The sequence below is a fragment of the Paraburkholderia sp. ZP32-5 genome (assembly GCF_021390495.1).
In the GTDB taxonomy this organism is placed as follows: Bacteria; Pseudomonadota; Gammaproteobacteria; order Burkholderiales; family Burkholderiaceae; genus Paraburkholderia.
The window spans coordinates 3090615-3110628 of the sequence record NZ_JAJEJP010000002.1 but is presented as its reverse complement, the minus strand read 5'-3'; the positions used below and the strand labels follow the sequence as shown (position 1 = coordinate 3110628).

Below are 20014 nucleotides of genomic sequence, written 5' to 3'. Positions count from 1 at the left end.
GTCTGACAACGTTGTCACTGTGAGGCAATTTTTCGAGAATGGCAAGCCCTCTGAAGCGTGTCTATAGCGCTAACAAGCTTTGAAATTCACCAGAATTAGCGGGGTTTTAAGGGTTTACGACGGCAAGGAGCCAGAGGATATCTGATTGACAACGATGCCAAACAGGGCCTATTGTGTTTGCAATCGTTGTCAGAGACCCGGCAGGCTGCGTGTCGCGGCCAACTCGACAGCAAACCAGAACAGGAGACAGAAGATGGCCGGAACAGCCCTACCTATCAAGCGATGGTGGATCATCCTGCCGGTCGCGTTCATCACGTACAGCCTTGCGTATCTCGATCGCGCGAACTATGGCTTTGCGGCGGCGGCAGGCATCGATCACGATCTCGGCATCAGCCGCGCGACGTCCTCGCTGCTCGGCTCGCTGTTCTTCCTCGGCTATTTCTTCTTTCAGATTCCCGGCGGCATGTACGCGGAACGGCGCAGCGTGCGTCGTCTGATCTTCTTCAGTCTGATCGCATGGGGCGGACTCGCCGCGCTGACGGGTGTCGTCTCCAGTGTGCCGATGCTGATGGCCGTGCGTTTCGGGCTTGGCATCGTCGAGGCGGCCGTGATGCCTTGCATGCTCGTGTATGTGTCCAACTGGTTCGTCAAGCGTGAGCGCTCGCGGGCCAATACCATTTTTCTGCTTGGCAATCCCGCGACCATCCTGTGGATGTCGGTGGTCTCCGGCTACCTCGTACAGTCGTGGGGCTGGCGCGCGATGTTCATTGCGCAAGGTTTGCCGGCGGTGCTGTGGGCGTTCGTGTGGATCGCCGTCGTGCGCGACCGGCCTTCGCAAGTGAACTGGCTGACCAGTGAAGAAAAGACGGCGCTCGAGAATACGCTGGCCGACGAGCAGAAGGATCTGGCGCCGGTGAAGAATTATCGCGAGGCATTCAAGACGCTCGCGGTGTGGAAGCTCGCGGGCGTGCTGTTCTTTCAAAGCCTCGGCTTTTACGGTTTCCTGCTGTGGTTGCCGTCCATTCTGCGGCATGGCGCGACGCTGAGTATGGTCAACACCGGATGGCTTTCCGCCGTGCCGTACTTCGGCGCGGTGGTGTGCATGCTGCCGGTCGCATGGATGTCGGACCGCATGCAGAACCGCAAGCTGTTCGTCGCGGTGCCGCTCGCGATTGCCGCGGTGTCGTTTTTCGCGCTGTATTTCGTGGGTCCGGCGAATTTCTGGCTGTCGTTTGCGCTGCTCACGCTCGCCGGCATTGCGATGTATGTGGTGTTTCCGCCGTTCTTCTCGATCGCACCGGAAGTGCTGCCGCGTACCGTCGCGGGTGGCGCGCTGGCATTGATCAATAGCGTGGGTGCGTTGGGTTCGTTCCTCGGCTCCTATGCCGTCGGTTATCTGACTGGCCTGACGGGCGATCCGGCGTCTTCGTATCTGTTCATGGGCGGTGCGTTGATCGTGGCCGTCGCGTTGGCGAGCAGCGTGCGGCGGGCTCACGCCGCTTCATCGCTGCCGCTTGCGGCCAGCTCCGCGCGCTGAGCCGCCTCGAAACTATGTCTATCTGGAGAATGTAATGCTTGAAGGTATGCGCATCGTCAGCTTTTGCCACTATCTGCAAGGGCCGGCGTCGACCCAGTATCTCGCCGACATGGGCGCGGACGTCATCAAGATCGAGGCGCGCGATGGCGCATACGAGCGGCACTGGTCCGGCGCGGGTGTGTTTATCGAAGACGTCAGTGCCTTTTTCCTGTGCGCGAACCGCAACAAGCGCGTGATTGCGCTCGACCTGAAATCGGAGCAGGGGCGCGACATCGCGTTGAAGTTGATCGATCAGGCCGATGCCGTGGTCGAGAATTTCCGGCCCGGCGTGCTGGATCGCCTGGGGCTCGGCTATGAGGCGGTGAAGGCGCGCAAGCCCGGCATCATCTACGCGTCGGCGAGCGGCTTTGGCGGGTCCGGGCCGATGCGCGACAAGCCGGGTCAGGATCTGATGATTCAGGCGCGTACCGGGCTCGTGGCGGCATCGGGCGGCGGTGCGACGGCGGTCGGCGCGGCGATCTGCGACCAGCACGGCGGCGCACTGCTCGCGATGGGCATTCTCGGCGCCTACGTGAAGCGGATGAAGACCGGCGAGGGTACGCGCGTCGAGGGAAATCTGTTCAATGCGGGCATCGATCTGCAAGCCGAGGCCATTACCAACTATCTGACCGCCGAAAAGAGCGCGGCGGTGTTCGAGCGCGACGCGCATCTGTCGACGTGGTTCCATCAGGCGCCTTATGGCATCTATCGCACGGCGGACGATCGCGCGGTAGCGATCTCGCTGAACAGCCCCGCGGTATTTGCCGAAGCACTCGACGACGACGGCTTGCGCGCGCTCGCCGATTGCAATCCTTACGAACAGCGTGATGCGTACGCGCGCGCCACGGCCGCGGCGGTGCAACGCTACAGCCTCGATGCGCTGGCCGTCGCGCTCGATGCGAAAGCGATGTGGTGGGCGCCCGTGCATGACTACAGCGATTTGCGCGACGACGCACAGGCGAAGCACAACCGCGTGTTCGAAACGGTCGACATCAAAAGCGGCAAGGCGACGCTGATCAATCATCCGCTGCGTTACGACGGCGAAGTGCCGGCGGTGCGTCATCTGGCAATCGAGATCGGCCACGATACACGGCAGATTCTCGAAGAACTCGGCTACCAGGGCGATCAGATCCAGTCGCTGACGGATGCCGGCGTCGTTGCCGGACGTGGTCTCGCTCATACGACGCAAACAACGCAAGCGACGGTATCGGCTTGATGCAAACGGACACGACGATGAGCGATTTTTATCTGCGTATCGGCGACACGGTGTCGCTCGAAAAGCACGTCAGCGCCGCTGCCATCTACGCCTTCGCGGATATCAGCGGCGACCGTTCGCCGAACCACGTCGATGAACAGGCGATGGCGGCCAGCGTATATGGTCGCGTGATCGCGCACGGTGCGTTGATGGTGGCGTATATGTCAGCCTGTTCGACGGCCATCGTCGAACGCGTGAACGGTGTGCGCGATCGCGAGACGCCCGTGTCGCTCGGCTATGACCGCATACGTTTCCTGAAGCCTGTTTTCGCGGGCGACACGATCCGACTCGACTATACGGTCGTGTCAGCCGATCTCGAACGCCGCCGCACCGAGGCCGAGATTCGTATCGTCAATCAGCATGGCGAGCTGGTCGGCGTGGCGATGCATATTCTCAAATGGGTGACTGCGCAATGAATGCGGTAAGCAAGGAAATGAACGTGAACGGGCGCTGCTTCGACGACCTCGATGTCGGCGATTCGATCGCGCTGGGCAGCGCGACGATCAGCGATGCGAACATCGTCACCTTCGCGGGCGTCGGCGGCGACTTCTACGAGGTTCACACGGATGACGAAGCAGCGCGCGCGCTCGGTTTCGAGCGGCGTATCGCGCATGGTCTGTTGATCGTGGCGCTCGTCGATGCGATGAAAATGCGCTGCGCGTGGCACTTGCAGGCCGTCGCAACGCTGTCGCTGACGTGGGACTACAAGAAGGCTGTCGTGAGCGGCGATCGCATTACCGCCACCATGCGCGTGGAATCACGGCGCGAAACGAAGCGCGCTGACCGCGGCATCGTCGTGTTCGCAATCGACGTGTTCAATCAGCATGGCGAGTGCGTGCAGATGGGCAAGACCACGACGATGATGGTGCGCAGGGCCAGCCAGTAAGTTGACGGCCCGCTGACCAGCTTAGGTGCCGCGCGGCTTCGACGCAGCCGGCTGGCCCGTCGTGCCGCGAATGACCAGGCGCGCTTCGAGCTCGACCCGGTCGAGCGGCGAGCCGCCTTCCAGCATGTCGACGAGAAAGCGCCCGGCTTGCGCGCCCATTTCCGCGGCCGGCACCTGCATCGTCGTCAGCGGCGGATTCAGATGCGCGGCGAAGTCGAGATCGTCGAAGCCGGTGATGGACAGCTCGCGCGGCACTTCGATTTTCGCCGCCATGCATTCGGCCAGACAGCCGAACGCAAGAATGTCGCTGGTGCAAATGACGGCTTCCGGGCGCACGGAGAGATTCAACAGTTTGCGCATGCCGTTGCGTCCCGCCGTGATCGAATAAGGTCCTTCGATGATGCGTTCCTGCGCGATGGTGAGACCGTGTTCCCTCAAGGTTTCCTCGACGCCTTCGATACGCGCGCGCACGCGATCGTTGTCCTTGCGCACACCGGTGAGCATCGCGATCTCCGTATGACCCAGGCTCAGCAGATATTCGGTGACCTGTCGCGCGGTGCGGTTATTGTCGAAGCCCACGCACGGGTGAGTCGCCTGCGGCGTATAGACATACGTATTGATGTAGGGCACGTTGCGCAGGCTCAGGAACTCGTAGAGCGCACGCTCGTGCGCGTCGCCGACGAGCACCACGCCTTCCGCGCCGCGCTCGATCATCAGTTGAGTTTGCTCCAGCTCTTTGTGTGCGTCGAAGCCCGAGGTCGTCACGATGAGTGAATAGCCTTCCGTTGCGAGCTGGGTTTCCAGCGCGTTGGCAAGGCGGGCGTAGATCGCATGTTCGAGCGTGGGCAGTACCGCGCCGATCATCCGCGAGCGGCGCGAACGTAGCGCACGCGCCGCGTTGTTAGGGGTGTAACCCAGCTTGCGTACCGCGGCGAGCACGCGTTGCGCCACTTCATCGCGCACGACGTGCGGCGTGCGCAGGACGCGGGAAACCGTGGAGGCGGAACATCCGGCCGCGCGAGCGACATCGTTTAGACTAACCGGGGCCATAGAGCTTGCAATCGTTGTCTGAATTGTGTGGCGAAGCGATGAAAAAGCCGCCGAGCAGAATTTCCGTTTATAGGCTTCACGTAAAAGACATTCGTGCACGGACCTGTTGAAGAGTAACACGAGAGTGTGCCGTCGCTGCCCTATTTGACCCGATTGGTGACAACGTTATCAGCATTTTTTCATCCATGATCAAGCTTTGTATTCTCGATTTCGACGGCACCTTGTGCGGCACTCATAACGCCATCCGGCATTGCATCAAGCTGACTTTCGACCACTATCGATTTGAACGGCCCGCGGCGGATCGCATCGACACGGCGATCGCGGCAGGCGTGGTGATGAGCGAAGCGATGTCGATGCTAATGAACGGCCAGTTGAATAGCGATGAAGCCGCGCAATGGGCGGCGACATACCGCGCGTTCTACCTGGAACACGGTCTCGATCATTCGTTTCTCTTTCCCGATGTCGAGCGGACACTGGCTGCGTTGCGGAGCAATGGCGTGGCGATGGCGATCGTCAGCAACAAATCGGAAGGCGCGGTTGTGAAGGCCATCGATCACTATGGCATCGGCCGTTTCATCGATCTGCTCGTGTGCGATCCTGCTGGCATTCCGAAGAAGCCTGACCCGGCGTGTTATACGAAGCTGATCGCGCCGGCGTTTCCCGGTGTGCTACCGAAAGAGACGCTCGTGGTCGGCGATACATCCGCCGACCTGGGCCTTGCGCGCAATATCGGCGCTTACGCGTGTTGGGCCGCGTACGGTTATGGCGATCCGGCGCATTGTTTGCAATTGTCGCCGGACCTGGTAATTGATGGCTTTGGGGAACTTGCTGAACGGCTAGCAGCGTTTGCGTGATCGGCGAGCGGGGAGCGGGTACGTCATGATCTTTCCGCGTTCGATACTGCCAGTAAACGCTGCGTAGATCACGCACACCGCGTCACGCACACCGCGGCTCCCGAAAATCCTCACCATTCACGTGATCGACGCATCACCTCCTGGAACATCTCACCGTTCGCGCTACTTCAGAAACGCCATCTGTACGACCTTCACGATCACGAGACCAATCGCGATCAGCAGATAGCCACGCAACGCACCCATCCATACGCGTTTGGCGAGCGTCAGCTTCGGCGGCGGCAATTCGTCGAGCGGCGGCATACGCCATGTATTGCGGCTCTCTTTCGAATAAGCCGGCATCGGTTCGGCCGCCGGCTCGCCGCGCAGCTTGCGCATCCCGATCGTCGCCGCGTAACCCACGACAGCGAGCAGCGTGCCGCCTGCGAGCACTTCGATAATCGTCGTGCCGGCGATGTCCGGATAGATCACCGATGCGGTCAAAACGATCGACAGCATCACGAGCGCCCAGACCACCGCGCCGGTAAACAGATTGAGCTTCTTTGAATTGGCCCACGGACCGAGCACCGCGCGGTCGTTGCAAAGCAGCAGCAGGAACACGGTCGCGCTCGGCAGCAGTACGCCGGCGAGCGTTTGCACGGCTTCGGTCAGAAGACCGAGCGGGCTGCCGGGAATCAGCACGAGCGCCGCGGCCGTCGCCACGATCGCGAAGTACACCAGATAGAAGCCCTTCGCATCCGACACACTACGATGCAGCGAATGGCGGATCTTGAACACGTCGCCGATTGCGTACGCAGTCGACAGCGACACCGCCGCCGCGCCAATGATGCATGCGTCTAGCAGCGCAATCGCGAACAGCACCGCCGAGGTGCGTCCCGCGTATCGTTCGAGACTGGCGATCACGCCACCCGCATCCGTGAAGTTGCCGAACTCGGGCCGCCCTTCGAACAGCGCGGCGCTAAACGACATCATCGCGACCGCGCCGATCAGCACGAACACGATGCCGATCCACAGGTCCGCCTTTTCGTAGTTCATGAAGCGTGGCGTGATGCGCTTGTCCACCACATAGCTCTGCTGGAAAAACAGCTGCCACGGCGCGACGGTCGTGCCGACGATACCGATCACGAGCAGCATCACATCGGAGAGTTTCGAATGCGCGGGCCAGTTCGGAACAAAGAAGTCGCGCGCGATCTGACTGGCCGGCGGATGAATCGACACGAGCACCGGCACGAGCAGCAGGCTCAGCAGACACAGTACGACCGCGAAGCGCTCGAAACGCCGGAAGTCACCGGTGCTGACGGCGGCCATTGTCAGTGCCGCGGCGATGCACACGCCCGCGATCTTCGACACGCCGAAGAAGTCGAGTACGAACGTGATGCCGATGAACTCGGTCACGATGGTCAGCGCGTTGAGGATCAACAGATCGACGACGCTGAACGCCCCCCAGAATTTGCCGAAGCGCTCGAAGATCAGGCGCGCGTGACCGACGCCCGTCACCGCGCCGAGTCGCAACACCATCTCCTGATTGACGAAGAGCACGGGCACCAGCAACAACATCGTCCACAGCAGCGTGGTGCCGTAGTTCTGTCCCGCCTGGGTGTAGATGCCAAAAGCGCCCGCGTCGTTGTCGCCGACCATCACGATGAGGCCGGGGCCGAGAATCGCGAGCAGCGTGCGCAAGCGAGCCCACCACGTTGTGCGTGGCGCGATGTCGTGATGGGCGATCGTGCCGAGCGCGCCCCTGATGTCGCCGACATGCGCCGCATCGAGCACCGCGCTGCGGGCGGAGGAAATATTCGTCGGAGTAGACATGCTGTTCTCTCCTGGTTGTGTTTATCGATAGAAACGTACGGCGGCTTGCAAACGCTACGACGCGCGAGCAGTGAGACGACGCCAGAAGGCGACGAACGGGTGCGTTTCGCGCTCGTGCAGCACGAGCATTGCGTCGTAGTGGGCGCGCGCTTCCTGCACGCGTGGGAACTTCGAAAGGAGGAGGCCGAATTGCATGAGTTGTCTCCGTGCGTCGGATCCGACGCGCTAGTGGAAAGCCAGCAGACACGGAGGCCGGACGCATCGGCGCGCGGCGGTGGAGGTCTACTCGCTTTCGTCAGTTAAAAGAACGGGTAAGCGGTGTATGGGGTAACTCTCACTGTCTGGCATGACGGCTCCTTGTCGGTTTGTTGTTGGTATAACGTAAGACCGCGTGTGATACGGCTCGATACACGCGTGCTCGTCCACGCGTACCCGCGCGTTCCGTTGAACTGACGAAAAGCGCGCGAACGCGACTGCGGGCATTACGCTCGCAATGGGGCGCCTTATCGGCGGCTGGACGCGATCAGACGCGGCGATCCAGAGAACGCTGATAAGACTCTAATAAGGTGCACGGAGAGATACTGCGGCGCGCACCGTCTGCCTGCTGGCAAGACGGCGGCTTTGGAAGGGAGCGCGGACGTCCTGCCGGTCAGGCAGCGAATCTGTTCGAAAGTCGGCTACTGCAGGTGTCCAAGGCTTAAGCCCCATCAATGAAGATTTTTGAATTCTAGGGGGCGCGTTTGGCGAAGGTCAACCTGTTTCTCAAGCACGGCGCAAAAGCGTGTGCGATGAACAACGCAACGCGGTTCGATAGATTGGGCTGATGAAACTGCGCGAATTTCAGCGCGGAGCATGCTGCGTGCGCTGAATGATATGAGCGGCCGTATCGGCCAAAGCGGAAGGGGTAAACGTCACCAGGGTGACAGAAGCGGCATCGATTGATCCGACCGGTAACCGATGCCGCCGAACATGACTCAATGACCGCTGGAGTGTCTCGTGCGCACGGTCAGTCTGTTCGACACCGACCTGACGCCGCGAACCGATCGGGCCGCGTTGCCGGCCCGCTGGATTTGCGAGCGCTGCGGCACCCAGCCCGTCAACGTGACGACGCCGTGGCGCGCGGTCACATGAATACCGGTGGAATTGAGATTCGTCGTGCGCGTGAACGCTCGGCGAACGTCACGGACGATCTGGCTATCCGAGCGGTTCTGATTCGGACGCGCCGCGACCGACTGATTTTGCGTGGACATGTCGGGCGGCGTGTTACCGCCCGCCTGTGCGTTCGCATAGGTCGCGCAACTCGCGATAGCCACCGCGAAGATCGCGCCGATGATTCTGCTCGCGCCATTTGCTTTCATTCTTCCTCCTTTGCCGGTTTGTCAGGAACTGCCGTTCGAGATGCGTAATGCCAGCGGGGAGAGGCGGTGAAAAGCGATGCCGCCTCGCGACAAGTGATCGACCGTCGGCACTGATTATATGCTGCGACGACTGCATGAACGGCGCGTTCACCGCGATGTCACAAAGCGGCGCCGGTTGCCTTGTCAGTCGATCGATTCGCGCGATGAAGCGTGCTCCGGCGAATGCGGAAAAATCTAAAGGTGAGGAAATTCGGGAGTTGGCGAGGTGAGAATGTGCGCACCTGTCTGTGCACTTCAAACCGATAGGTGAGGAAATCCGGGAGTCGAGAGGGCGATCCGTGAAATCGCGATTCTGAGTGGAGATTTCGTCGCGCTCGCACTCGATAAACGCTCGCATCGAATCTTTTTCTGCGCTTCGCATCGTGACGAAGGCCGCATTAAATGCCTTATTTAACGATGTATTCTGTCTCGCGGCGTGTTGGCCGGTGACTTGCCGCGCGAAAGGTGAGGGTTTTCGGGACCAGCGTGCAGGCAACTCCGCGGAGCGACTCGAACATGCGATATACGAAACTAACTGTCCGCCGAACTGATCATGGCGATGCGCGTATGCCAGTGGTTATCCCGCCTTGTTTGCCTAAAGGTGAGGATTTTCGGGACTAGAGCGGACCGTATCACCCTAAGCGCCGTGCCAACAACTCGGCCATGAATAAGCACACACGTCACGCCAATTGCGTGATGTAACTCATTGAATGTCCAGGCGATATGCCATTTTGCGCGACCAGTGCCGGGCCGCCGCAGGACTCTTATTTATTCAAAGGTGAGGATTTTCGGGAGCAACAGCAGCAACGCGAGCAAAGGCAGTAAAAACGCGAGCGAGGTTCAAACAACCCGCCCAAACACGCGGTTCTCCGCGCCGCAACGCTCAAAGGTGAGAATTTTCGGGAGCAACAGCACCGGCTTCATATGCCGACTCGCCATCGCTCCGTACCAAAGGTGAGAATTTTCGGGAGTATCCGGATCGCAGATCGTAGATCGCAGACTCAGGCCGATTTCACGATCTCGCGGATGTCCGCCGCTGGCGTGTCGCCGAACGCATCGCTGAGCGCGTAATCGATCAGCTGGGTCGCGCATTGCTCGGGCGTCGACAACTGGCCGTTGCGTTTCAGATCTTCGAACCGCGCACGCATCGGGAACTGCTCTTCACCGCTGCCGCGAATCTGGGCCTGCATGTCGGTATCGATGACGCCCGGCGCGAGACTGCAGATGCGCAGCGCACGATTCGCGTCGAGTGCAACTGCGCGCGCGTGATGATCGAGCGCGGCCTTCGTCGCGCCGTAGATGCTCCAGCCGGGAATCGCATTGCGGGCCGCGCCGCTGGAGATATGGACGATACGTCGGTCGGTTGCGTCGACCGCGGCAGCGGCGAATGCGCCCGCGAGCATCAGCGGCGTCGAGACGTTCAGACTCACCGCGTCCGCGATAGCCGTCGCATCCTGTCCTTCGATGGGACCAATCGGCTGCACCGTGCCCGCGTTGTTGATCAGCAGCACCGTTTGCGCGCCGCTGACGAAGTTGCGCAGCGCGTCGGTGGCAATCCATTGCGCGACGTGCGCGGGATCGGCCAGTTGCAACTCGATTTCCTCGAGCTGCGTGGGAAAGCGCGCCTTCAGCGCCGCATGCCGCGAGCGCGACAGACCCAGCACCGTGACATTGCGCGCGAGCAGTTGTTCGGCGAGCGCCGCGCCCAGGCCACGCGTGTGGCCGGTGACGATCGCGCGGATCGGAGAAGAGGAGGTCATGTCGTTCCTTGTGATCGTTGGCTTGAAGAATTCGGCATTTTCTCACGTGCTATTCAATACGCGCGTGATGGCTCTATAGAACAGGCGGCAAACCGTTTCCGCCGCATTCAGGCCGAGCGAAAACGTTCGCGATACTGCATCGGCGTGACGCCGAGCCGCTTCGCAAACACAATGCGCATGCGGTCCGCGGTGCCGAAGCCGCAATCGTAGGCAATCGCCTTGAGCGCCGAGCCGCTGCTTTCGAGCAGCTTGCGCGCCGCATCCACACGCGCGCGTTCGACGAATTCATGTGGCGTCACACCGGTTTCCTGCACGAACACGCGCGCGAAGTTGCGCGCGCTCATGCCCGCGACGTCGGCGAGCTGCTTCACCGTGAAGCTGTCGCGAATGCTTGCCAACACATGTGCCTGGACTTTCGCGGCGGGCGACGTGTTGTCGGCGGGCGCGGTCAGATACGGGCTGAATTGCGACTGGCCGCCTTGCCGCTGCGCGAATACGACGAGCCGTTTGGCGACCGCGAGCGCGGTGTGCGGACCGTGATCCTCGGCGACCAGCGCGAGCGACAGATCGATGCCGGCCGTCACGCCCGCCGACGTGACGAGCGGCCCGTCGCGCAGATAGATACGGTCGAAGTCGACATGGGCGAGCGGAAACTGCGCGGCAAGTTGCGCCGCATGCTGCCAATGCGTGGTCACGTGGTGCGCGTCGAGCAGGCCCGCGTGGCCGAGCGCGAATGCGCCGGTGCAGATCGAGCCGTAACGGCCGCAGCGCGTCGCGACGTTCGTGAGCCATTCGAGCAGCTTCGCGTCGGGCACTTCGTTGTCCGGCAGCGCGGGGCCGCCCGCGACGAGCGCGAGGTCGAACGGCTCGCGCGCCTGCTCGAACGTTGCGTCGGCAATCAGCGTCATGCCGTTCGACGCGCGCAGCGGCTCGGCCTGCGCGGCGACGAGCTTCACTTCATATTGATGACCGGGTGCGATAAAGCGGTTCGCCTCGGCAAACACGTCGACGGGGCCCGCGACGTCGAGCGCCTGTACACCGGGGAAGATGGCAATCGCAACGGTGGGCATCGAAACACTTCCATATGTAAACAGACCCTGGGAACGGACCTGGCACGCCGCGGCAGTCAGCGCAGTGCGTTTGGCAGTGTCCAGCGGTTCGCCGCGATTGTACGCGGCGGCACGCTGGCCAATACTGAACTCACAGGACGCGCGACAGAAAAGGCCGGCCGGAAGCAAGGGCATGACCGCGTGGACCGCGTCCAGCATATCAAAACGCGCATTGAAGCTGCACCGCGCGTCCCGTTCATTGCACCGTTCAAGGAGTACATGACATGACTACGATCGCAGGCATCAAGATTCCCGACAGCATGATGGCGCGCGAAGCGACCCAGCTCGTACGCGATACCGAAACCGATCTGCTGTATCACCATTCGCGGCGCGTGTTCCTGTTCGGCTCGCTGGCCGGTCAGCGCAAACAGTTGAAGTACGATCCCGAGCTGCTGTACATCGGCGCGATGTTTCACGACATGGGGCTCGTCGCTCCGTATAGCAGCGAACACGAGCGCTTCGAAGTGGACGGCGCGAACGCCGCGCGCGACTTTCTGAAGCGTCACGGCATCGGTCAAGACGATATCGACCAGGTGTGGACCTCGATCGCGTTGCATACGACGCCCGGCGTGCCGCAGCATATGAAGCCGGTGATCGCGCTTGTCACCGCGGGCGTGGAGATGGACGTGCTGGGCCTCGCGTACGACGAATTCAGCGAGCAGCAACGCGAGGCGGTCGTGCACGCGCATCCGCGCGGCGCGCACTTCAAGGAAAACATCATCGATGCGTTCACCTGCGGCACGATCCACAAGCCGCACACGACGTTCGGCAACGTGAAGGCCGACGTGCTCGCGCTGAAGGACCCGCATTACCATCGCGAGAACTTCTGCACGATCATCCTGGAGTCGTCCTGGAAGGATTGATGGAACGGGCAGCGCGCGCGCGGAGAAACGGGGGGTAGGCCGCGCGCGCCACCCGGTTTGCGCATCTCGCGTCACAATATGCGCATCGCAGACAACCCGCGCCGCGCCATGGTCATCAAAAACCTTCTCCGCAAGCTCGACCTCACCACGCTCCAGCTATTTCTCGCCGTGTTCGAGGAAGGCACGCTGACGCGTGCCGCCGAGCGCGAGGCGATTGCCGTGTCGGCCGCGAGCAAACGGCTGCTCGAACTCGAGCAGGCGGTCGGCGCGACGCTGTTCCAGCGCAACGCGCGCGGCATGACGCTGACGCCGGCCGGCGAAACGCTGCTGCATCACGCGCGCCGCGTGATGCGCGACATCGAGAACATCGGTATCGAGCTGGCCGGCCATGCGAGCGGCGTGCTCGGCTATGTGCGGATGATGGCGAACCTGTCGGCGATCGTCGAATTCCTGCCGGAGGATCTGCGCGGGTTTCAGGCACAGCATGAGCGCGTGAAGATCGATCTGGAGGAGCGGCCGAGCGGCGGCGTCGTTAAGGGCGTCGACGAAAGTCTGGCCGACCTCGGCATCTGTTCGGCCGAAGCCGACACGCGCGATCTGCACGTCGAGCACTACCGGCGCGATTCGCTGGTGATCGTGATGCGCGACGACCATCCGCTCGCGGCGCGCACCAGCATCGCGTTCGCCGAAACGCTCGATGGCGACCACGTCGGCTTGCACTCGGCCAGCTCGATCAACGCGCGCACCCATCTCGCCGCGCGCCAGGCCGGCAAGCCGCTGCGGCTGCGCATCCATGTGCCGGGCTTCGACGCGGTCTGCCGGATGGTGCAGGCCGGCATGGGCGTCGGCGTGCTGCCGCGCAAGGTGTATCAGCTGATGGGGCATCCGCTTGGCCTTGTCGGCACACCGCTCGAAGACGACTGGGCCGAGCGCAGCCTCGTGCTGGTCGTACGTGACGTCGAGGCGCTTTCGCCGGTGAGCCGGCTGCTGTTCGAGCATCTGCGCACGGTGGAGGCGCTGGAGGCGGCAGGGGACGCCGGCATCGGCGCGAGTGCCCCCACCGCCGCCACCTGAGTAACGCCCCCGCCGCGGCCCAGCCCAGCCCAGCGCATCCGTGTTCCGCGGCATGCCGCTCCATCCGTTCAGCAAGCCCGCCCCACGCCCGTAACCGCCGACCGTTCGTCATCCGCGAACGGTCGTTGGCGAATTGCGGTTGGACGTCGCCGCCGCGCCACTCCTAAGCTGTGCTCCAACACGAAACCACATCGGAGACAGCAACATGGCTGGACCTCTCCAGGGCATCCGCGTCGTCGAGATCGGAACCCTCATCGCCGCGCCGTTCGCCGCGCGCCTCATGGCCGAATTCGGCGCCGACGTCGTCAAGATCGAAGCCCCTGGTACCGGCGACCCCCTTCGCAAATGGCGCAAGCTGCATGAAGGCACCTCGCTGTGGTGGTATCTGCAGTCGCGCAACAAGAAGTCTGTCTGCGTCAATCTGAAGTCCGAGGAAGGCGTCGAGATCGTCAAACGGCTCGCCGCCGATGCCGATGTCGTGATCGAAAATCTGCGCCCCGGCGCGCTCGAAAAGCTCGGTCTCGGCTGGGACGTGCTGCACGCGATCAACCCCAAACTGACGATGGTGCGCATCTCCGGTTACGGCCAGTCCGGCCCGTATCGCGACCGGCCGGGCTTCGGCGCGATCGGCGAGGCGATGGGCGGCATCCGCTATACGACCGGTGAAGTGGACGGCGCGCCCGCGCGTGTCGGTGTGAGCCTCGGCGATTCGCTCGCATCGCTGCACGGCGTGATCGGCGCGTTGATGTCGCTGCTGCGCGTGAAGACCGGGCAGGGCGAAGGCCAGGTGGTCGACGTATCGCTGGTCGAAAGCGTGTTCAATCTGATGGAAAGCCTGGTGCCCGAATACGACCTGCTCGGCCATGTGCGCGAGCGCAGCGGCGGCGCGCTGCCGGGCATCGCGCCGTCGAACACGTACCGCACCGAGGACGGCAGCTACGTCGTGATCGCGGGCAATAGCGATCCGATCTTCAAGCGCCTGATGAATCTGATCGGCCGCCCCGATCTCGCCGACGATCCCGCGCTCGCCTATAACGACGGCCGCGTGAAGCAGGTCGCGATGCTCGATCAGGCGATTACCGCGTGGACCTCGCATCACTCGACCGAAGATGTGCTGGCCGCGCTCGAACGCGCCGAAGTGCCGTCGGGACGCATCTATTCGGTGGCCGACATCGTCGCCGATCCGCACTACCAGGCGCGCGACATGTTGTTGCAGGCGCAATTGCCGGGCGGCGCGCAGGTGAAGATGCCGGGCATCGTGCCAAAGCTGTCGGACACGCCGGGCGAAGTGCGCTGGCAAGGACCGGCGCTTGGCGAACACACCGGCAGCGTGCTCGGCGAACTCGGCTTTGCCGACGACGACATCGAGCGGCTGCGTCAGGAAGGAGCCGTGCAATGAGCGCGACTACTTACTTCTCCGCCGATAGCACGTCGTTCGACAAACTGATCGTGCAGGAAGTCGCGCCGCGCGACGGCCTGCAGATCGAGCCGACCTGGGTCGATACGCCGGACAAGATCGCGCTGATCAACGGGCTGTCCACGTGCGGATTCACGCGCATCGAAGGCGGCTCGTTCGTGTCGCCGAAAGCGATTCCGGCATTGCGCGACGGCGAGGCCGTGTTCCAGCAGATCGAGCGCCATCCCGGCGTGATCTACGTTGCGCTGATCCCGAATCTGAAGGGCGCCGAGCGCGCGCTGTCGGCCGGCGCCAATGAACTGAACCTCGTGATGTCCGCGAGCCAGACGCACAACCGCGCGAACATGCGCATGAGCTGCGAGTCGTCGCTCGCCGCGTTCGGCGACATCGTGCGTCACGTGCAGGGCTCGCTCGTGCTGCTCAATGCGACGGTCGCGACCGCGTTCGGCTGCCCGTTCGAAGGCCGCATCGATGAAGACCGCGTGCTCAGCATCGTCGATACGTACCGCGAGATGGGCGTCGAAGGCATTACGCTCGCCGACACGACCGGCATGGCGAATCCGCGCCAGGTTGCGCGGCTCGTCGCGCGCGTGCTCGAACGGGTGCCGGCTACCGCGCTGACGCTGCACTTTCACAACACGCGCGGCCTCGGCCTCGCCAACGTGCTGGCGGCCTATGAAGTCGGCGCGCGCCGCTTCGACGCGGCGCTCGGCGGTCTCGGCGGCTGCCCGTTCGCACCGGGTGCGTCCGGCAACATCTGCACCGAAGACCTCGTCAACATGTGCGACGAAATGGGCATCCCCACCGGCATCGACCTCGAAAAGCTGCTCGTGCTGTCGCGCGGTTTGCCGGCATTGCTCGGCCACGATGTGCCGGGGCAACTCGCAAAAGCAGGCCGCAACCGCGACCTGCATCCCGTACCTGAATACGTCCGGCAAATCTGATTAGCCAGACTGAACAAGCAATTCACCAACAACCGATCAAGCGACCGGACGGCCCCGCCGAATCCGGCATTGGAGACAAGCATGAGTGACCTGGGCGTAGTGGCGGGCAGCCGCGAGCAAGACACGGACGGTATCGCGGCCATCATCCGTAAAGTCGCGTGGCGGCTAATGCCGCTCATCATGATCTGCTATCTGTTCGCGTTCTTCGACCGCATCAACATCAGCTTCGCGAAGTTCCAGTTACAGAGCAGTCTCGGCCTGTCCGATACCGCGTACGGCCTCGGCGCGAGTCTGTTCGTGATCGGCTATGTGCTGTTCGAGGTGCCGAGCAACATGCTGCTGTACAAGGTCGGCTCGCGTCGCTGGATCGCGCGGATCATGATTTCATGGGGCCTTGCAACCGCGGCGATGGTGTTCGTCACCAACGAATGGCAGTTCTACGGGCTGCGTTTCCTGATCGGCGCGATGGAAGCGGGCTTCGCGCCCGGCGTGCTGTACTACCTGACGCTGTGGTTTCCGACCGCTTACCGCGGACGTATCACGTCGATGCTGTTCCTCGCGTCGGCGTTTTCGGGGCTGGTCGGCGCACCGCTCGCCGGACTCGTGATCGGCCATCTGGACGGCGCGCTCGGCATGCCGGGCTGGCACTGGCTGTTCCTGCTCGGCGGCCTGCCTTGCATCGTGCTCGGCTTGCTGGTGCTGAAGCTGCTGAAGGATCGTATCGAAGACGCGGGCTGGCTGTCGGCGACGGAAAAGACGGTGCTCGCGTCGCAGATCGCACAGCAGAGCCGTCAACCGGCCAGCGGTCATTCGCTGACGGGCGCGCTGAAGACGCCGGGCTTTCTGACGCTGTGTCTCGTGTACTTCCTGATTCAGGTCGCGTCGTATGGCTTGAACTTCTGGGCACCGCATCTGATTCACGTCGCCGGCACCAAGAACCCGACGGTGGTCGGCTTGTTGACGGCGGTGCCTTATGTGTGCGGCGCGATCTGCATGGTGGTCGTCGGGCGTCTGTCGGATGCGAGCGGCGAGCGTCGCAAGTACGTGTTCGGCCTGCTGCTGATGTCGGCTATCGGCTTCTTCGCCGCGGGCTTCTTCGACAAGCAGACCACGATGCTGGTCGTTGCGCTGGCCGTGATGGGCGCGGGTGTGGTGGCATCGATCCCGGCGTTCTGGGCACTGCCGCCGAAGCTGCTGTCGGGTGCCGGCGCCGCGGGCGGCATCGCGGTGATCAATACGCTCGGGCAGCTTGGCGGCATCGTGAGCCCGATCATGGTGGGCCGCGTGATGGATGTGACCGGCAGCACGACACCGGCGTTATATGTGATCGGCGCGATGAGTGTGGTGTGCGCGCTGATCGTGCTGTTCGGTTTCCCGGAGACGCTGCGCAACAAAGAAACCGCGTAGCGTAGCAACGACGGCGTGAGTGGCGGGTGCGTTTCCGGCGGTGGTGGCAGAGGTGGGAGCGCCCTGTGCCGCAGCGCTGCCCGCTACTGCACCCGCGAAAGATAGGCCCGCCGCATCAATCACTTGGCGGGCCTATGCGCAGGTTGTCCACAAGCTTGTTCCCAGATTATGTGGACAACTGGATGCCGGATGCGCCGCGCCACGTGCGGCGTCGTGGTTAGCCCTACCTTTGGTCGTCTCCACGCAGGCTGCCTACGCTTGCGCCGCGCGACATTAAAGCCTGCGCATCAAGTACTTAGTTTGGCTATAAGAATGTTGTCCACAGCCTTGCGAACAATTTAGGTGGACAAGTTTTTCGGGTAGGCCTTCAACTTCAGCGGTGTGTTGGATACGCCGCGCCGAATCTCAAGCCTTCAACTCCGAACCCTCCGTTCCCACCGCTACCTGTTCCTGCGATTGCACCTGCAATACCGCATCCCGCTTATCCAGTAGATGCTGCCTGAGAATCACGCTGAGCCTCTTGCCATCGCGCGCTTCGAGCGCCTTCAGCATTTCATCGTGATCGTGAATCGCGCGGTCCCACTTCGGCGTCTGATAGTTCGAACGAAACCGCAGTGCTTGCAAGCGCCGGTTCACCGATATATACGTCTGCCGCAGCGCTGAATTTCTCGCGGCTTCATTGATCTTGTCGTGGATCGCCTGGTTGCGGCTGTAGTAACCAGGCAGATCGTTTTGCGCGCGGCACGCGAGCATCGCGTAATGGAGCGCCTTGATATCGGCGAGTTCGGCGGCGGTGATCCGTTCGGCCGCGAGTTCGCCGGAAAACGCTTCGAGCCCGCTCATCAGTTCGAAGGTCTCGCGCATTTCCGCTTCCGACATCTTCGATACCGACGCGCCGCGATTCGGCCAGATCTCGATCAAGCCTTCGGCGGCCAGTACCTTCAGCGCCTCGCGCAACGGCGTACGCGAAATGCCGAGCGTTTCGCACAACTCGCGCTCGTTGAGTTTCTTGCCAGGCTCCAGCACCCCTTCGACGATAAAGCGGCGGATGTGCTCCACCACCGTGTCGTGCAGGCGCTGACGCTCGACCTTCGGCATCAGCGGCGCGGCAGTCATCCCGGCGTTGAAATCCGGATTTTGCATACAAAAGCCCTCGGCTTCACCATGATGTGGGATTTTATCGGAACGATGCCGATTCGGTAACAAGCCAATAAACACGGGTAAACACCGGTGCCCGATAGTCCAATTTCACCTTGGGAGCAGCGAAGTTCCTTTGATATAGTTTTTTGAATGCAAAATTCAATTGGAGGAGCCCGATGCTCAAGCTAGATTTCCATCCCGCTGGCCGTCACTTCCTGCAGATTCCGGGGCCGAGTCCGGTGCCCGATCGCATCCTCCGGGCGATGAGCTATCCGACCATCGACCACCGCGGCCCCGAGTTCGGCGAACTGGGCCTCAAGGTGCTCGACGGCATCAAGAAGATCTTCAAGACGCAGCAGCCGGTGGTGATCTATCCGGCGTCCGGCACTGGCGCGTGGGAAGCCGCGCTGACGAACACGCTGAGCCCGGGCGACGCCGTGCTGATGTTCGAAACCGGCCACTTCGCGACGCTGTGGAAAAAGATGGCCGACAAGCTTGGGCTCAAACCCGAATTTATCGGCTTGCCCGGTGTTGAAGGCTGGCGGCACGGCGTGCAGCCGCAAATGATCGAAGAGCGTTTGCGGGCCGATGCGCAACACGCGATCAAGGCGGTCTGCGTCGTGCACAACGAAACCTCCACCGGCGTCACGTCGGATATCGCCGCAGTGCGCCGCGCGATCGACGCCGCCGGTCATCCGGCGCTGCTGCTCGTCGACACGATTTCGGGGCTTGCGTGCGCGGACTACCGTCACGACGAATGGGGCGTCGACGTGACCGTATCGGGCTCGCAGAAAGGTCTGATGCTGCCGCCGGGCATCAGCTTCAATGCGATCTCGCCGAAAGCGATGGCCGCCAACCAGCATGCGAAATTGCCGCGCAGCTTCTGGGACTGGCCCGAAATCGTCGAGATGAACAAGACCGGCTACTGGCCGTACACGCCGAACACGAACCTGCTGTATGGCCTCAGCGAAGCGATCGACATGATTCTCGGCGAAGGGCTCGACAACGTGTTCGCGCGTCATCAACGGCTCGCCGACGCAACCCGCCGCGCGGTGCGCGCATGGGGGCTCGAGATCCAGTGCGCGGATCCGGCGGTTTACAGCCCGGTGCTGACCGGCGTGATGACGCCCGATGGGGCGGATGCCGACGCGGTGCGCAAGCTGATCTACGAACGCTTCGACATGTCGCTCGGCACCGGCCTCGGCAAGGTGAAGGGCCGCATGTTCCGCATCGGCCATCTCGGCGATTGCAACGACCTGACTTTGCTCGCGACGCTCGCCGGCTGCGAAATGGGATTGCGGCTCGCGGGCGTACCGCTGAAGGAAAGCGGCATGCCGGCCGCGATGGCGTGCTTGAGCGAGCCGCTGAAAACATCGGGGTTGAAGGCGGCAGCCTGAGTGTCGCGCAAGCCGCGGCCCGCACCATGCACTGAAATCGGCAACGGCACAACGGTAATAAACAGGGAGCGCTGCC

The 20014-nt window shown here is 62.5% G+C and carries 18 protein-coding genes; 11 read left to right on the top strand and 7 right to left on the bottom strand.

The window, feature by feature from the left end:
- Positions 1–253 precede the first annotated feature (253 nt).
- The 4 genes from L0U82_RS32580 to L0U82_RS32565 are packed head-to-tail and all read left to right on the top strand — an operon-like array spanning position 254 to position 3717.
- On the top strand, positions 254–1537 hold the full coding sequence (locus L0U82_RS32580; RefSeq protein ID WP_233837385.1) for an MFS transporter: 1284 nt from the start codon (positions 254–256) through the stop codon (positions 1535–1537).
- Positions 1538–1571: 34 nt separating this feature from the next.
- A complete protein-coding gene (locus L0U82_RS32575) occupies positions 1572–2792 on the top strand; it encodes a CaiB/BaiF CoA transferase family protein (RefSeq protein ID WP_233837384.1) in 1221 nt (406 codons plus the stop codon).
- Between the two features lie 17 nt (positions 2793–2809).
- Positions 2810–3247, top strand: a complete 438-nt coding sequence (locus tag L0U82_RS32570) for a MaoC family dehydratase (RefSeq protein ID WP_233837382.1) — start codon at positions 2810–2812, stop codon at positions 3245–3247.
- A complete protein-coding gene (locus L0U82_RS32565) occupies positions 3244–3717 on the top strand; it encodes a MaoC family dehydratase (protein WP_233837381.1) in 474 nt (157 codons plus the stop codon). Before L0U82_RS32570 ends, L0U82_RS32565 begins: the two co-directional genes overlap by 4 nt.
- 21 nt (positions 3718–3738) lie before the next feature.
- Here L0U82_RS32565 and L0U82_RS32560 read toward each other — a convergent pair whose 3' ends face one another.
- On the bottom strand, positions 3739–4767 hold the full coding sequence (locus L0U82_RS32560; RefSeq protein ID WP_233837380.1) for a LacI family DNA-binding transcriptional regulator: 1029 nt from the start codon (positions 4765–4767) through the stop codon (positions 3739–3741).
- Between the two features lie 185 nt (positions 4768–4952).
- On the opposite strand from L0U82_RS32560, the gene L0U82_RS32555 reads away from it, so the two are divergent.
- Positions 4953–5621 (top strand): HAD family hydrolase, encoded by a 669-nt coding sequence (locus tag L0U82_RS32555; RefSeq protein WP_233837379.1) that lies wholly within the window; start codon positions 4953–4955, stop codon positions 5619–5621.
- Between the two features lie 162 nt (positions 5622–5783).
- On the opposite strand, the gene L0U82_RS32550 is transcribed toward L0U82_RS32555, so the two are convergent.
- The 5 genes from L0U82_RS32550 to L0U82_RS32530 form a co-directional block, all read right to left on the bottom strand.
- Positions 5784–7430 carry an NRAMP family divalent metal transporter gene (locus L0U82_RS32550; protein WP_233837378.1) on the bottom strand — a complete coding sequence of 549 codons (1647 nt, stop codon included), beginning with the start codon at positions 7428–7430 and terminating at the stop codon, positions 5784–5786.
- 54 nt (positions 7431–7484) lie between these two features.
- A complete protein-coding gene (locus L0U82_RS32545) occupies positions 7485–7625 on the bottom strand; it encodes a hypothetical protein (protein WP_233837377.1) in 141 nt (46 codons plus the stop codon).
- Between the two features lie 779 nt (positions 7626–8404).
- Complete coding sequence (locus tag L0U82_RS32540; protein ID WP_233837376.1) at positions 8405–8788, bottom strand: BON domain-containing protein; 384 nt, start codon at positions 8786–8788, stop codon at positions 8405–8407.
- 1040 nt (positions 8789–9828) lie between these two features.
- Entirely contained in the window at positions 9829–10587 is a 759-nt protein-coding gene (locus L0U82_RS32535; RefSeq protein WP_233837374.1) for an SDR family oxidoreductase, read from the bottom strand.
- A 107-nt stretch (positions 10588–10694) separates the two neighbouring features.
- A complete protein-coding gene (locus L0U82_RS32530) occupies positions 10695–11657 on the bottom strand; it encodes a GlxA family transcriptional regulator (protein WP_233837372.1) in 963 nt (320 codons plus the stop codon).
- 263 nt (positions 11658–11920) lie between these two features.
- On the opposite strand from L0U82_RS32530, the gene L0U82_RS32525 reads away from it, so the two are divergent.
- The 5 genes from L0U82_RS32525 to L0U82_RS32505 all read left to right on the top strand — a co-directional run bounded on the left by L0U82_RS32525 (position 11921) and on the right by L0U82_RS32505 (position 17401).
- Positions 11921–12559: an HD domain-containing protein gene (locus L0U82_RS32525; RefSeq protein ID WP_233837370.1), complete on the top strand. Its 639-nt coding sequence runs from the start codon at positions 11921–11923 to the stop codon at positions 12557–12559.
- Positions 12560–12667: 108 nt separating this feature from the next.
- Positions 12668–13633, top strand: a complete 966-nt coding sequence (locus L0U82_RS32520) for a LysR family transcriptional regulator (RefSeq protein ID WP_233837368.1) — start codon at positions 12668–12670, stop codon at positions 13631–13633.
- Between the two features lie 205 nt (positions 13634–13838).
- Entirely contained in the window at positions 13839–15032 is a 1194-nt protein-coding gene (locus L0U82_RS32515; protein WP_233837367.1) for a CaiB/BaiF CoA transferase family protein, read from the top strand.
- Complete coding sequence (locus L0U82_RS32510) at positions 15029–15994, top strand: hydroxymethylglutaryl-CoA lyase (protein WP_233837366.1); 966 nt, start codon at positions 15029–15031, stop codon at positions 15992–15994. Before L0U82_RS32515 ends, L0U82_RS32510 begins: the two co-directional genes overlap by 4 nt.
- 81 nt (positions 15995–16075) lie before the next feature.
- Positions 16076–17401, top strand: a complete 1326-nt coding sequence (locus tag L0U82_RS32505) for an MFS transporter (RefSeq protein WP_233837365.1) — start codon at positions 16076–16078, stop codon at positions 17399–17401.
- Positions 17402–17806: 405 nt separating this feature from the next.
- Here the strand turns inward: L0U82_RS32505 and L0U82_RS32500 are convergent, their stop codons facing one another.
- Positions 17807–18544, bottom strand: coding sequence for a GntR family transcriptional regulator (locus tag L0U82_RS32500; RefSeq protein WP_233837364.1), 738 nt, complete (start codon positions 18542–18544; stop codon positions 17807–17809).
- A 173-nt stretch (positions 18545–18717) separates the two neighbouring features.
- Between L0U82_RS32500 and L0U82_RS32495 the strand changes: the two genes are divergently transcribed.
- Positions 18718–19938 carry a pyridoxal-phosphate-dependent aminotransferase family protein gene (locus L0U82_RS32495; protein WP_233837363.1) on the top strand — a complete coding sequence of 407 codons (1221 nt, stop codon included), beginning with the start codon at positions 18718–18720 and terminating at the stop codon, positions 19936–19938.
- Positions 19939–20014 lie beyond the last annotated feature (76 nt).

Coding starts and splice junctions, on each gene's coding strand:
- L0U82_RS32580 (WP_233837385.1), top strand. CDS start 254: ATGGCCGGAACAGCCCTACCTATCAAGCGATGGTGGATCATCCTGCCG.
- L0U82_RS32575 (WP_233837384.1), top strand. CDS start 1,572: ATGCTTGAAGGTATGCGCATCGTCAGCTTTTGCCACTATCTGCAAGGG.
- L0U82_RS32570 (WP_233837382.1), top strand. CDS start 2,810: ATGAGCGATTTTTATCTGCGTATCGGCGACACGGTGTCGCTCGAAAAG.
- L0U82_RS32565 (WP_233837381.1), top strand. CDS start 3,244: ATGAATGCGGTAAGCAAGGAAATGAACGTGAACGGGCGCTGCTTCGAC.
- L0U82_RS32560 (WP_233837380.1), bottom strand. CDS start 4,767: ATGGCCCCGGTTAGTCTAAACGATGTCGCTCGCGCGGCCGGATGTTCC.
- L0U82_RS32555 (WP_233837379.1), top strand. CDS start 4,953: ATGATCAAGCTTTGTATTCTCGATTTCGACGGCACCTTGTGCGGCACT.
- L0U82_RS32550 (WP_233837378.1), bottom strand. CDS start 7,430: ATGTCTACTCCGACGAATATTTCCTCCGCCCGCAGCGCGGTGCTCGAT.
- L0U82_RS32545 (WP_233837377.1), bottom strand. CDS start 7,625: ATGCAATTCGGCCTCCTCCTTTCGAAGTTCCCACGCGTGCAGGAAGCG.
- L0U82_RS32540 (WP_233837376.1), bottom strand. CDS start 8,788: ATGAAAGCAAATGGCGCGAGCAGAATCATCGGCGCGATCTTCGCGGTG.
- L0U82_RS32535 (WP_233837374.1), bottom strand. CDS start 10,587: ATGACCTCCTCTTCTCCGATCCGCGCGATCGTCACCGGCCACACGCGT.
- L0U82_RS32530 (WP_233837372.1), bottom strand. CDS start 11,657: ATGCCCACCGTTGCGATTGCCATCTTCCCCGGTGTACAGGCGCTCGAC.
- L0U82_RS32525 (WP_233837370.1), top strand. CDS start 11,921: ATGACTACGATCGCAGGCATCAAGATTCCCGACAGCATGATGGCGCGC.
- L0U82_RS32520 (WP_233837368.1), top strand. CDS start 12,668: ATGGTCATCAAAAACCTTCTCCGCAAGCTCGACCTCACCACGCTCCAG.
- L0U82_RS32515 (WP_233837367.1), top strand. CDS start 13,839: ATGGCTGGACCTCTCCAGGGCATCCGCGTCGTCGAGATCGGAACCCTC.
- L0U82_RS32510 (WP_233837366.1), top strand. CDS start 15,029: ATGAGCGCGACTACTTACTTCTCCGCCGATAGCACGTCGTTCGACAAA.
- L0U82_RS32505 (WP_233837365.1), top strand. CDS start 16,076: ATGAGTGACCTGGGCGTAGTGGCGGGCAGCCGCGAGCAAGACACGGAC.
- L0U82_RS32500 (WP_233837364.1), bottom strand. CDS start 18,544: ATGCAAAATCCGGATTTCAACGCCGGGATGACTGCCGCGCCGCTGATG.
- L0U82_RS32495 (WP_233837363.1), top strand. CDS start 18,718: ATGCTCAAGCTAGATTTCCATCCCGCTGGCCGTCACTTCCTGCAGATT.